This is a genomic window from Oceanimonas smirnovii ATCC BAA-899 (assembly GCF_000381965.1).
Lineage (GTDB): Bacteria > Pseudomonadota > Gammaproteobacteria > Enterobacterales > Aeromonadaceae > Oceanimonas > Oceanimonas smirnovii.
In genome coordinates this window covers 45,590-58,883 of record NZ_KB908472.1, presented here as the reverse complement: position 1 = coordinate 58,883, position 13,294 = coordinate 45,590, and the positions used below count along the sequence as shown (strand labels likewise).

11 protein-coding genes are annotated in these 13,294 nt (G+C 55.6%); 8 read left to right on the top strand and 3 right to left on the bottom strand.

The features are described from left to right. Positions 1-265: 265 nt before the first annotated feature. Positions 266-2,962 carry a two-component sensor histidine kinase BarA gene (gene barA, locus G364_RS0115600; protein WP_019936074.1) on the bottom strand — a complete coding sequence of 899 codons (2,697 nt, stop codon included), beginning with the start codon at positions 2,960-2,962 and terminating at the stop codon, positions 266-268. Between the two features lie 80 nt (positions 2,963-3,042). Here barA and rlmD point away from each other — a divergent pair, with 80 nt between their 5' ends. The 5 genes from rlmD (at position 3,043) to G364_RS0115575 (ending at position 8,660) form a co-directional block, all read left to right on the top strand. Beyond that, positions 3,043-4,356 carry a 23S rRNA (uracil(1939)-C(5))-methyltransferase RlmD gene (gene rlmD, locus G364_RS0115595; RefSeq protein ID WP_019936073.1) on the top strand — a complete coding sequence of 438 codons (1,314 nt, stop codon included), beginning with the start codon at positions 3,043-3,045 and terminating at the stop codon, positions 4,354-4,356. Positions 4,357-4,364: 8 nt separating this feature from the next. Beyond that, positions 4,365-6,578, top strand: a complete 2,214-nt coding sequence (relA, locus tag G364_RS0115590; RefSeq protein WP_019936072.1) for a GTP diphosphokinase — start codon at positions 4,365-4,367, stop codon at positions 6,576-6,578. A gap of 20 nt (positions 6,579-6,598) precedes the next feature. Next, the gene (gene mazG / locus G364_RS0115585) at positions 6,599-7,402 is read left to right on the top strand and encodes a nucleoside triphosphate pyrophosphohydrolase (RefSeq protein WP_019936071.1); all 804 of its coding nucleotides are present in this window, start codon (positions 6,599-6,601) and stop codon (positions 7,400-7,402) included. A gap of 53 nt (positions 7,403-7,455) precedes the next feature. Further along, entirely contained in the window at positions 7,456-8,118 is a 663-nt protein-coding gene (locus G364_RS16650; protein WP_019936070.1) for a tetratricopeptide repeat protein, read from the top strand. An 83-nt stretch (positions 8,119-8,201) separates the two neighbouring features. Further along, complete coding sequence (locus G364_RS0115575) at positions 8,202-8,660, top strand: Rrf2 family transcriptional regulator (protein ID WP_019936069.1); 459 nt, start codon at positions 8,202-8,204, stop codon at positions 8,658-8,660. Positions 8,661-8,667: 7 nt separating this feature from the next. Here the strand turns inward: G364_RS0115575 and G364_RS0115570 are convergent, their stop codons facing one another. Next, a complete protein-coding gene (locus G364_RS0115570) occupies positions 8,668-9,942 on the bottom strand; it encodes an HlyC/CorC family transporter (protein WP_019936068.1) in 1,275 nt (424 codons plus the stop codon). A gap of 56 nt (positions 9,943-9,998) precedes the next feature. Then, complete coding sequence (locus G364_RS0115565) at positions 9,999-10,790, bottom strand: cytochrome C assembly family protein (protein ID WP_026344955.1); 792 nt, start codon at positions 10,788-10,790, stop codon at positions 9,999-10,001. A 145-nt stretch (positions 10,791-10,935) separates the two neighbouring features. Between G364_RS0115565 and ffh the strand changes: the two genes are divergently transcribed. The 3 genes from ffh (at position 10,936) to rimM (ending at position 13,283) form a co-directional block, all read left to right on the top strand. Further along, positions 10,936-12,321 (top strand): signal recognition particle protein, encoded by a 1,386-nt coding sequence (gene ffh / locus G364_RS0115560; protein WP_019936066.1) that lies wholly within the window; start codon positions 10,936-10,938, stop codon positions 12,319-12,321. A 165-nt stretch (positions 12,322-12,486) separates the two neighbouring features. After that, positions 12,487-12,738 carry a 30S ribosomal protein S16 gene (gene rpsP, locus G364_RS0115555; RefSeq protein ID WP_019936065.1) on the top strand — a complete coding sequence of 84 codons (252 nt, stop codon included), beginning with the start codon at positions 12,487-12,489 and terminating at the stop codon, positions 12,736-12,738. Between the two features lie 23 nt (positions 12,739-12,761). After that, positions 12,762-13,283 carry a ribosome maturation factor RimM gene (gene rimM, locus G364_RS0115550; protein ID WP_019936064.1) on the top strand — a complete coding sequence of 174 codons (522 nt, stop codon included), beginning with the start codon at positions 12,762-12,764 and terminating at the stop codon, positions 13,281-13,283. Positions 13,284-13,294 lie beyond the last annotated feature (11 nt).

Here is a 13,294-nt window from a genome sequence, read left to right as displayed (position 1 = left end):
GTTCACAATTATCACCGGTTCCCCGACCTCGCACTTCATGCAGTCTCAACCTTGTGATGCGAAGTCCATCTTGATGGCTTCCTGATACTCTTCGAGATAGGCAATGAGGCGGGGGGCCAATCTACGCACGAGGTCAGTAAACACTGCCTCCAGGTTGGGACGGCCTCCCCGGTAACTGGTTTTAACTCTATCAATTCCTGTGCGTTCAACATACAAGGTTGGGACTGGTCCCAACCTACCAGCTGACAGCTTACGGCTGCTGCTTTTATAAGAAAGCTTTCGCTTCTTCCCTCACCTGCTCAATCCGCTCTTCCAGCTCCAGTAATTCCGGCTCCAGATGATCGAGCGGTTGCTTGTCGAGCAGAGCCTGTTCCAGCCTGGCCAGCAATGACTGCAGCTGAGGCACACCGCAATAAAGGGTACCGCCGTGCAGCTTGTGCAGCGGTCCGTAGAGTGTTTCACTACTTAACTCACCGGCCAGAGCCGCACTCAGCACAGGTGAAAACTCATCCAGACTCTGCAGCAGCAAGCTCAGCATTTCTTTAGCCAGTGTTTCCCGCTCACCTGCTCTTTGCAGGGCCTGAGTCCAGTCGATAAGCCCGGTCGTTTTGGGCTGGCGGGCACAATGGCTGATAATGCGTGCAAGAATAGCTTCGTCAATCGGCTTGGCCAGATAATCATCCATGCCCTGACCCATAAGCCGGTCACGCTCGCCGGCAATGGCATGAGCAGTGACCGCCACTATGGGGGTGGTGGCATTGAGTCCGCCCTGACGGCGAATTTCCTGCGTGGCCTGAATACCGTCAAGCACCGGCATCTGAATATCCATAAAAATAATATCGTAGTGATTGGCCGTGGCCAGATTGAGTGCATCCTGGCCATTGCGGCCGGTATCCACCTGGCTGACCAGCTCACCCAGCATGGCACTGATAAGTTTGAGGTTGGCCGGGTTGTCGTCTACTGCCAGCACTCGCAGTGGTTGCTTGCTGGCGGGCGGAGGCAGGGCAATGGGGACCGACGGCTCCTCATTCTGGCTGCGTGGTCCGGCAAGAGCATGGGCCAGTTTCTGATAGTGCGCCGGTTTGCTCAGGCAGTGGCTGGCACCGGCGGCCAGCAAGGAGTCGCTCAAGGTTGGATCGGTAGAACTCAGCAAAATAACGGTCTGATTTTCAAAAGCCAGCTGGCGCTTCAGCTCCTGCTCCATCTGGCTGGGCAGAGCATGAGGTCCAAAGCCCAGCAGGGCAATATCAATGGGCTGATCAGCATCAGGCTCATACAATACCTGCATATCCCATTCCCGCAGCAGGGCACTGGTGGCCCGGCGACTGAAGCCGTCTTCTTCCTGATATAGCACCGTCTTGCCGGCCAGCTCCGCCAGCGGCAAAGGCTCTGCCAGAGGCAGGGCAGCTTTATTCAGCTCCAGGGTAAAGCTGAATACCGAGCCGGTGCCGGGCTCGGAATACAGCTCGATGTCACCGGCCATTTGATGTACCAGCTTTTGGGTAATTACCAGTCCAAGGCCGGTACCGCCATAGCGGCGGGAAATACTGGAGTCGGCCTGATTAAACGCCTGAAACAGCTGGCGGCGCTGGTTGTCGGAAATGCCGATGCCGGTATCCTGTACATGAATGCACAGGCCGGTGCGCTCGGGCTGGCCAGCGGGGCGGGCGTCTACGCGAATATCCACGTTACCCTGCTCGGTAAATTTAATGGCGTTGCCCACCAGGTTGTTGAGCACCTGCTGCAGCCTGAGCGGATCACCCACCAGGCTGTCGTGCACAGCGGCATCAATGCGCAAAGACAACTCCAGCCCCTTGTCATGAGCACTGGGTGCCAGCAGCACCATGACTTCCTGCAGCGTGTCACGCAGAGAAAACGGAATTTGCTCCATTTTCAGCTTGCCTGCTTCCAGCTTGGAAAAATCAAGAATGTCATTAATGATGCCAAGCAGGTTTTGCGCGGAACGCTCTATGGTCTTGAGGTAATCGAGCTGACTGGCGGTGAGTTTGGTTTTTTGCAGCTGGCGGGCAAAGCCGATCACGCCGTTCAGCGGTGTGCGCAGCTCGTGGGACATGTTGGCCAGAAACTCGGTTTTAACCCGGGCCGCTTCCTGAGCCCGCTTTTTGGCCATATCCAGCTCTATGTTCTGTATTTCTATCTGCTCCAGGGTTTCGCGCAGATCTGACGTAGCCTGATCAATGTTTTGCTGCATTTCATCATGATATTCCGACAGCGACTTGGCCATGGCGTTGATGCCGTTTTTGAGCATTTCCAGCTCACCGGTAAACTCGCCGCTGACCCGGGTATCGAGCCGGCCTTCCCGAATTTTGTATACCGCACTTACCATGTCGGTAATAGGCTGAGACACCCCCTTGATCAACCGTACGCCGAACAGGGCGCTGACACACACACCCAGCAGTACGATCAGGCCGGCAAAAAAGGTATCGCGATAATGCAGCAGCATGGCTGAATCATCGGTCAGCTGCATGGCTACATAGCCCAGAGGGTGAGTGGCTGATTCGTCCCACAGAGCGTCGGCACGGGTGGCGTCGGTCAGCACCGGAGTGCGTAAAATAATACCGTCTTCACGGCTGTCCACATTGGTGGTGGAGGGAATCACCATGCCGTCCGGCAGCCGCAATAATTTATAGTCTTTATGGTAATTGGAGGTAACCAGCAATTTGCCGTCGGCATCAAACAGCGCGATGGACGTCACCAGGGGCGTATTATTACGGTGAATATTGCTGAGCAGCCGGTTGAGTGCCTCGCGGTTGCGAGCCGTCAGGGCCAGTTCACTGGCCAGCGCCAGCGGCTCAATCACGTTGACCCCTTCCTGGATCAGGGCATCTTCCAGCTGCTGATAGCGGTTTACGGAAAAGTACCCCGCCAGCAAAATGCCGATAATCAGGGTGGGAATAATGGTGAAGGCCAGTACCCGGGCTCGCAGGCCATATTTGGTCATAATCGGCTTATGTGGGAGAATATGCGTTTAAAAGACAGTAGTCTCATGATGACATAGCCGGTTCGAGGGCTCCACGTTTTATGGTTCAGTTCTTCAAAGTCAAAAAGCCTTCAGCACCGGCCAAAGCGCCTCTGGATATTCATATTCTTGAGCTTAACGGCCATGGTATGGGCGTGGCCCGTCATCAGGGCAAACCCCTGTTTGTGGCCGGCGTTCTGCCCGGGGAACAGGTGCGGGTACAACTGACCACGCAAACCAGTCGTTATGCCACTGCCACGCTGCAAAAGGTACTTAGCGCCTCACCGGATCGGGTAAAACCTTTCTGTGCACATATTAACGACTGCGGTGGCTGTAATTTGCAGCAGCTGCCTTCCAAAGGACAGCGCCGGTTAAAGCAAAAAGCAGTATTAAGCCTGTTCAGTCGTCACGGCATTGATGATCTGCCCGCTACCGAGTGGTTATATGGCGCAGAACAGGGTTATCGCCGGGCAGCCCGGCTGGCCATTCGCCGCCAGGGTAAGGGCGTGGCACTGGGGTTTCGTCAGCCTCAGTCTCATGATCTGGCAGAAATCGCTCATTGTGGTGTACTCACTCCCTTGCTGTCGGAGCTGATTGCGCCACTGCGGCAGTTACTTAACCGTCTGCGCGCGGTAAAACAACTGGGGCACCTGGAGCTTTACCATGCGGCCGAGGGGGTGGCGCTGCTGCTGCGGCACAAGGGCGCATTGCCGGCGGCAGATCTGGATATACTGCTGACCTTTGCCCAGCAGCGTAACCTGGCGCTGTTTTTACAGGACGATGCTGGCCGGCGGCCTTTACATGTGCCGTTTCCGCTTTATTATCAGTTGGATAATCTGAAACTGGCATTCACACCCGGTGATTTTATTCAGATCCATGATGAGCTGAACAGTCGCATGGTGCAGCAGGCGATAAACTGGCTGGCTCCCGAGCCCGGCGCGCCGGTGCTGGATTTATTTTGCGGTATTGGTAATTTCAGCCTGCCCCTGGCTGCTGCCGGTCATCCGGTGACGGGCGTGGAAGGCGTAATGGAAATGGTGGAACAAGCCAGAGGCAATGCCGAAGATAATCAGCTGGCGCAGGCGCGCTTTTACCGCGCCGATCTGGCTGCCGACTTTACGCAGGAGCCCTGGGCCAGGGAAGGGTTTTCCCAGGTGCTGCTTGACCCCGGCCGGGCGGGGGCAGAACAGGTGATGCCCTACCTGGTGGCGCTGGCCCCTGAGCGGTTACTGTATGTATCGTGCAACCCCGTTACCCTGGCCCGGGACAGTGAAGTCTTACTGGCCGGAGGCTATCGCCTGAGCCGGCTGGGGCTTATCGACATGTTTCCCCACACGCCCCATTGTGAAGCAATGGCGCTGTTTGAACTGACTTAAGGACGCTTATGGTTGCCGTGCGCGAAACTCATCTCAAGTCGAGCTTCTGCCTGCAGGAGTGGGCCGATGGCCTTCCGGTAGACGTTAATGAGCGGGCACGGCTGAAAGCCATTTATGAGTATTGCCGGCAGTTGGACATCAGCCCTGACGGCAGTGCTCGTCTGCTGGCCCAGGGTGTGGAAATGGTCGGTATTCTGCTGACCTTGAGTATGGATGCCGACACCCTCAAATCGGCTTTGCTATACCCGTTTCTCGAATATAAGGCGCTGACCCCCGAACAAGTTCAGGAAGATTTCGGCGATAACATCTGCCGCCTGCTGCAGGGGGTGGCCGATATGGAAGCCATTCGTTCGCTGCAGCACGTGCACGGCGACAAGGGTAATGAGGCTCAGGCCGACAAGGTGCGGCGCATGCTGCTGGCCATGGTGGAAGATGTGCGCGCCGTGGTGATCAAGCTGGCGGAGCGCATCACCTGCCTGCGTGAGGTGAAGCGCGCCGATGAGGAAACCCGGGTGCTGGTAGCCAAGGAAATTGCCAACATCTACGCGCCGCTGGCCAATCGGCTGGGTATTGGTCAGCTTAAGTGGGAGCTGGAAGATCTGTCATTTCGCTATCTGCACCCGGATACCTACAAGCGCATTGCTAAGTTGCTGGATGAGAAGCGGCTGGCCCGGGAAGCCTATATCAGTGACTTTGTCGCCGGCCTCAAGACAGCACTGAATGACGCCGGGGTTGAAGCCGAGGTGTATGGCCGGCCCAAGCATATCTACAGTATCTGGCGCAAAATGCAGAAGAAGAGCCTCGACTTTGACGAGCTGTTTGATGTGCGCGCGGTGCGGGTGGTCACTCACAGATTACAGGACTGCTACGCCGCCCTGGGCATAGTGCATACCCAGTGGCGGCATATTCCCCGGGAATTTGACGACTATGTTGCCAATCCCAAGCCCAATGGTTATCAGTCCATTCATACCGTGGTGATTGGGCCTGAAGGCAAAACCGTGGAAATTCAGATCCGCACCGAGCAGATGCATCAGGATGCCGAGCTGGGGGTGGCCGCACACTGGAAATATAAAGAAGGTCCGGGCAGCGGCAAGCAGGGCGGCTATGAAGAAAAAATTGCCTGGCTGAGAAAACTGCTGGCCTGGCAGGAAGACATGGCGGAAAGCGGCTCTCTGGTGGATGAGCTGCGCAGTCAGGTGTTTGAAGACAGAGTCTATGTGTTTACGCCCAAAGGAGATGTGGTGGATATGCCCGCCGGGGCCACGCCGCTGGACTTTGCCTACTATGTGCACAGTCAGGTCGGGCACCGTTGTATCGGAGCCAAAATCGACGGACGCATAGTGCCCTTTACCTATCAGCTGCAAACCGGCGATCAGGTGGAGATTATCACTCAGAAGCAGCCGAACCCTAGCCGGGACTGGATGAATCCCAATCAGGGCTTTTTGCGTACCTCCCGTGCCCGTTCCAAGGTCGCCACCTGGTTCAAGAAGCAGGACAGGGACAAGAACATCATTGCTGGTCGCGAGCTGCTCGACAAGGAGCTGGAGCGGCTGGGTATGGGCTTTGCCAGCCTGGATAAAAAGACCCTGGAGCGCTTTAACGTGACCAGCCTGGATGATCTGCTGGCCGGCATTGGCGGCGGTGATCTGCGCATCAATCAGCTGCTCAACTACCTGCAGAGCCAGCATAAAAAGCCCACCAGCGAAGAGCAGGATCAGCAGGTGTTGCGGGAGCTGGAGCAAAAAGCACTTAAAAAACCGCAAGACACCAAACCTAAAGGCCATATAGTGGTGCAGGGAGTGGGTAATCTGCTGACCAATATTGCCCGCTGCTGTCAGCCCATTCCCGGGGACGAAATCACTGGTTTTATTACTCAGGGGCGGGGTATTTCCATTCACAGGGCCGACTGTGAGCAGCTCAAGGAGCTGGCACTGCAGCACCCCGAGCGGGTAGTGGATGCGGTGTGGGGAGAAGACAATGGTGGCGGTTATCAGCTGACGCTGCGGGTGGTGGCCAATGACCGCTCCGGCCTGCTGCGAGACATCACTACCATACTGGCCAATGAAAAAATTAATGTACGGGGAGTGAACAGCCGCATTAACCGCAAGCAGCAGACCGCAACCATCGACATGGATCTGGATGTTTTTAACATTGATACCCTGAGCCGTACTCTGGCTCGTATCAGTCAGCTGCCTGATGTGCTGGAAGCCCGCCGGCTGTAAATCAACTACGGAACTCAAGCATGACACAGCAACACTATTCTCTGGACGATCTGCTGGGCATTATGGCTGCTCTGCGGGATCCGCAGCGGGGCTGCCCCTGGGATCTGAAACAGGACTTTGCCAGCATAGTGCCTCACACCCTGGAAGAGGCCTATGAGGTGGCCGACACCATTGCCCGTGAGGCCTGGAATGAACTGCCCGGTGAACTGGGAGATCTGCTGTTTCAGGTGGTGTTCTACTCCCGTCTGGGAGAGGAACAGTCTCGTTTTGATTTTAACGATGTGGTGCAGGCCATCAGCGCCAAGCTGGTCAGCCGTCACCCCCATGTGTTTGGCGACAAACAACTTAATGACGAAGCCGCCATTAAAGCCAACTGGGAAGCCACCAAGGCCGAAGAGCGTAAAGCGAGAGACGCTGCCGCCACCAGCGCTCTGGATGATATTCCCCTGGCCCTGCCGGCGCTGAGCCGGGCCAACAAGATGCAAAAGCGCTGTGCTGCCGTGGGCTTTGACTGGAATGAGCTGTCTCCTGTGGTCGACAAAATTCGCGAAGAGCTGGATGAAGTCATGGAAGAAATAAACCAGCCTGAGCGCGATGACGACCGCATTGCCGATGAGCTGGGCGACCTGCTGTTTGCTACTGTTAATCTGGTACGTCACCTCAAGCAGGAGCCGGAAAGTGTGTTGCGCCGGGCCAATAGCAAGTTCGAGCGCCGCTTTCGGGCAGTGGAGCAAATGCTGACGGAGCGGGGCAAAAACTGCCAAAGCAGCTCGCTGGCAGAAATGGATGACTGCTGGAGACGGGTTAAACAGCAGGAAGGCTGAACTCAATATTCAGCGGTGCTGGCCGATAACCAAGGCAGTTGAGGAGATGCTCCATGAATTATTTTCCCTTATTGCTTTTATGTGCAGCGCTGCCTTTATGGGCCGCGGAGACGCCTGCCGGTGCCGGCCAGACGGATGTTGCCAGAGTGCTTGACGGTTTGAAAGCCGTGCCCTTGTACGAAGAAGACGAGCTGATCCTCCTGATTAATAACAACCAGCATCTGCAGCGGGTGCGGGATCGGGACGAGTGTCAGCTGGTGCAGGATATTGAAGCCCGGGCCGAGGTGCTGCGGCTGCCTTCTTATCAGTTTTTGTGGGGCGATATGCTGGCCTGGGGTGTTTGTGTGCCTGCGGAACCGCGCCGTGGTCTGCAAATGATGTGGTCAGCGGCCCGCCAGGGTATGCCGGCGGCACTGGAGCAACTGGGGCGTTATTATTATACCGGCACCCTGGTGCAGCAGAACCGGGAACGAGCCGCCCCCTTGATGCAGGAAGCAGCCAGTCTGGGCTTTGAAAAAGCGCAGTTCACCTGGGCTGCCTGGCTGCTGGAAGGGGCGGGCAGCCCGCTCGATTATCCCCAGGCCTATCTCTGGCTTAAGCAAATTGTCACTGACGACAAGAGCAAATATCAGCAGGCCGAGCGTCTGACTCAAGGACTGGCCAAACGCATGCCGGCCCAGAAGGTAAAAGAGCTGAATCATCAGCTGCTTTATTAAACGGGCTGACATTTAATGTCAGTTTTTATCCTGAATGTGTATCATGTGCATATGTTCGCCCCCATTATCAGGACATTACTAGCATGAAGCTGACGACCTATACCGACTTTGGCCTGCGGGCCCTGATGTATCTTGCTACTCTGCCAGAGGGAGAGCTGACCAGTGTGGCCAGAGTGTCGGCTTTGTATGATGTGTCCCGTAATCATATGGTCAAAGTTATTAACCAGCTGGCCCGGGAAGGGTATATTTATGCCCTGCGTGGCAAGAACGGCGGCATTCGGCTGGCCCGGGAACCCGGGCATATCAATATCGGACGAGTAATCCGGCTGCTGGAAAATAATCTCAGTGGCATAGACTGTGGCCGTCCGGCCTGTCATCTGGTGCCTGCCTGCCGGTTAAGAAGCGCGCTGGCCGAGGCCATGGAGGCGTTTTTGCAGGTGATGGAACAATATACTCTGGCTGATCTGATCAGCAACCGCGATGAACTGCTGCCTATTTTCAGCCACCTTGAATCAGAAAGCCTGCGCCGCAGCGCAGGCTGAACGCCGCTTAACGCCCCGTTAAATAATACTGGGGCTGTACCCGTACCTGCTTGATCACGTTATTTTCCACTTCCAGAATTTCTATCGGATAGCCCGCCACCCGCAGGCCGATATTGGCCTCTGGAATGTCTTCCAGATATTCCAGAATCAATCCGTTGAGTGATCGGGGGCCATCGGTCGGCAGATCCCAGCCCAGCTCCTTGTTCAGATCCCTGATGCTGGCGGTGCCTTCAATCAGATAGGAGCCGTCGTCCTGAGGCTGAATTTCATCACTCAGAGTCGGGCTGATCGTAGTGGTAAAGTCACCGACAATTTCTTCCAGAATATCATCCAGGGTGATCAGACCCTGAATATCGCCGTATTCATCCACAATCAGGCCGATGCGCTCCTTGTTGCGCTGAAACTTGAGCAGCTGCACGTTGAGCGGTGTGGCCTCGGGAATAAAATAAAGCTCCCGGGCGGCGCGCATCAGGCTGGGTTTGCACAGCTCTTCTTTAGCCAGCAGGCGCAGCGCGTCACGAGCATGAATAAAACCCAGCGCATCGTCAATGTTGTCCCGGTACAGCAGCACCTTGGTATGGGGGCTTTGCAGCAGACGGCGGTTAATGCTTTTCCAGTCCTGAGTGATATCAATGCCGTAAATTTCGTTACGCGGCACCATGATATCGTCCACGGTCACCTTTTCCAGATCAAGAATGGACACCAGCATGTCCTGGTGGCGACGAGGAATAAGACCGCCGGCTTCGTTCACTATGGTGCGTAATTCTTCAGAGCTGATGGCAGTGTCCTCGCCTCCCTTGGGGTTGATGCGAAACAACGCCAGCAGGCCGTTGGAGATGGCGTTGATGGCCCATACCGCGGGGTAGAGCAACACCATCAGTGGCCGCAGAATAATGGAAGCAGGAAAGGCGACCTTTTCCGGATAGAGTGCGGCCAGAGTCTTGGGAGTCACTTCCGAGAAAATCAGTACTGCCAGGGTCAGACCTATGGTGGCCACCGCCACACCGTAATCACCAAACAGCCGAATGGCCAGCAGAGTGGCAATGGCTGAAGCCAGAATATTGACCAGGTTGTTGCCAATCAGGATCAGGCCTATTAACCGGTCAGGGCGGGACAGCAGTTTCTCAACCCGGGTAGCGGCCTTATGGCGATTTTGTACCAGATGTCGCAACCGGTAGCGATTGAGCGACATCATGCCGGTCTCTGAGCTGGAGAAAAAGGCGGAAACAAACAGTAGTGTAATCAGGATGCCGGTTAAGGCACCCGTCGATATGTCGTCCAAACAGACCGTCCTGTGTAAAAAACCTGATCAATTTCTACGAGTTTGCCGAAAGTCTGTCAAGAACCGAGCAATACTTCCCGAACAAAGCGACTGCCAAAATAAGCCATGGTCAGCAGCAAACTGCCGGCCACACTGGTCCAGATAACCTTGCGGCCACGCCAGCCAAGCCGGTGATGACCCCACAGCAGCCCCACATAAACACACCAGGCAATGATGGTGAGCACGGCCTTGTGTGCTTTGCCCGGGCTGAACATTTCCTGCAGAAAAAACAGGCCGCTGGAAATGGACAGCGTCAGTACCACCACACCGGCAAAAATCAGCCGGAACAGATAGCGCTCCAGCGTCATCAGCGGCGGCATGGCAGGCAGATTGGTCAGCTTGTGTTTTTTCAGCCGGTTATCAAGAAAGCCCAGCAGAATGGCCAGCAGGCAGGCAATGGCCAGCAGCGAATAGGACATCAGGCCCAGCGTAATGTGCACCAGCACTTCGGGGCGGGTTTCCAGATACATGGTGTAGCTGCCCGGTAACAGAATATCTGCCACCAGCAGCAAACAGGCAAAGCTGTACACCACCGGCATCAGCAGCCACACATTAAAGCGGGTGACCAGCACCGACATCAGTCCGGCCACAATTAAACTGACCAGAGAGGCGACGTTCAGCATGCTCAGGTTCTGCCCCGGCACCAGTATCACTGTGTCTACCAGCCAGACGCCATGAAGCAATAATGCAAAAACAGCAGCCAGCAATCCATAACGACGGCTTTTGTTGTGTGGATTAACCAGATTGTGCACACAGGCAAAGGCCGCCAACAGGTAAAATGCCATCGCCAGAACAGCAAGCAATTCCATAATGAATGTCAGCCATTTATCGGAAATATAAAAAGAAAAGTCAGTATACCCTCAAGCGCTTGCCCATCGCCAGCCGGGTTCGCTTAAGTTCGGGGCCTAACTTGGTTATACTGGTCGCAATTTTCGCCATTAGCGGACGCAGTTCATGTTTGAGAATCTCACAGAAAGGCTGTCGCGCACGCTGAAGAACATCAGCGGCCGCGGACGCCTCACCGAAGAAAATATCAAGGAAACCCTGCGCGAAGTGCGCATGGCTCTGCTGGAAGCCGACGTGGCCTTGCCGGTAGTGCGCGAATTCGTCAACCGGGTAAAAGAGCGGGCAGTTGGCCAGGAAGTGTCCAAGTCGCTGAGTCCGGGCCAGGCTTTTATCAAAATTGTGAATGCCGAGCTGGTCTCTGTGATGGGCGAAGCCAATGAGGCGCTGGACCTGGCGATAACACCGCCGGCGGTAGTACTGATGGCCGGTCTGCAGGGGGCGGGTAAAACCACCTCTGTGGGCAAGCTGGCCAAATACCTGAAAGAGCGCGAGAAGAAAAAAGTGCTGGTGGTCAGTGCCGACGTCTATCGTCCGGCCGCAATCAAGCAGCTCGAGACCCTGGCCGCCGACCTCGACGTGGAATGCTTTCCCAGTGATATCAGTCAGAAGCCGGTAGACATCGGCCGCAACGCAGTAGATTACGCCCGCAAGAAGTTCTTTGATGTGGTGCTGGTGGATACCGCCGGTCGTTTGCATGTCGACGAAGACATGATGACCGAAATTCAGCAGCTGCACGTTGCCATTAATCCGGTAGAAACCCTGTTCGTGGTGGATGCCATGACCGGTCAGGATGCGGCCAACACCGCCAAGGCCTTCAGTGAAGCGCTGCCGCTGACCGGTGTTATTCTCACCAAGGCCGATGGTGATGCCCGGGGCGGTGCCGCCCTGTCGGTGCGCCATATTACCGGCAAGCCCATCAAGTTTATCGGTATGGGTGAAAAGGTGGATGCGCTTGAGCCTTTCCATCCAGACAGAGTGGCTTCGCGCATTCTGGGCATGGGCGATATGTTGTCTCTGATCGATCAGATGGAGCGGTCGGTCGACAAGAGCAAAGCCGCCGAGATGGCGAAGAAGCTCAAAAAGGGCAAGGGTTTTGATCTGGAAGACTTTCGTGATCAACTGGTGCAGATGCGCAGCATGGGCGGCATGATGAGCCTGATGGACAAGCTGCCGGGCATGAGCCAGCTGCCCGACAACGTCAAGGATCAGGTGAACGACAAGCTGACCGTACGCATGGAAGCCATTATCAACTCCATGACTCCCAAGGAACGCCGTCGTCCCGAGCTGATTAAGGGCAGCCGCAAGCGCCGCATTGCTTTGGGATCCGGCACTGACGTGCAGGAAGTGAACAAGCTGCTCAAGCAGTTCACCCAAATGCAGAAAATGATGAAAAAAATGTCCGGCAAAGGCGGCATGCGCAAAATGATGAGCCAGATGCAGGGCATGATGGGGCCGGGCGGCCTGGGTGGCGGCGGTCGCCGCGGCCCGTTCTGAACCGGTACTGAATTTGCCGCCGGGTTTCACCGGTGGCATTACGTGGTTGCGCAGTTCCCTTTTGGTTGCATTCTCGCCTGTTCAGAGTACAATTGCGCGGCTTATTTTAAGCTGAGGTTCGCACTGTTGGCGAACCTTGTTCGTTTCAAGTGAATAGAGGACGATATGGTAACCATTCGTTTACAACGTGGTGGCGCGAAAAAGCGTCCGTTCTACCAGGTAGTAGTTGCAGACAGCCGCTACGCTCGCGATGGTCGTTTCATCGAGAAAGTAGGCTTCTTCAACCCGCTCGCTGCCGGCCAGGCTGAAAAGCTGCGTCTGGACATCGAGCGCATCAACCACTGGGTAGGTCAGGGTGCAAGCCTGTCCGAGCGCGTGGCCAAGCTGGTCAAAGACGCTTCCAAAGCCGCTGCCTAAGTCGGTCGGGCGAGGAGGGAAAGGTGAGTGAACCTATCGTAGTAGGCCGCCTGGGTGCTGTTTACGGCATTAAAGGCTGGTTGAAAATCAACTCCTTTACCGAACAGCCCGATGGCATTTTCGATTATCAGCCCTGGCTGATAAAAGATGGCAAAGGCTGGCGTGAAATTCAGGTCACCGGATGGAAACGCCACAATCAGAGTCTGATTTGCAAGCTGGCCGATATTGACCAGCGTGAAGAGGCTCAGGCACTGACCGGTGCCGACATTGCAGTCAGCGCCGAGGCATTGCCCTCGTTGCCGGCGGATGAATTTTACTGGCGCGATCTGGTTGGCTGTCGAGTGAGCAATACACGGGGTTACGACCTGGGTGTGGTGTCTCAGTTGATGGAAACCGGCTCCAATGACGTGCTGGTGGTCAAAGCCAATGCCAATGATGCATTTGGCCAACGGGAACGGTTAATTCCGTTTCTGGAACAACAGGTGATCAAGTCTGTGAATATTGCGGACCGAATCATTGAAGTAGAGTGGGATCCGGATTTTTAATCCCGGTCGTC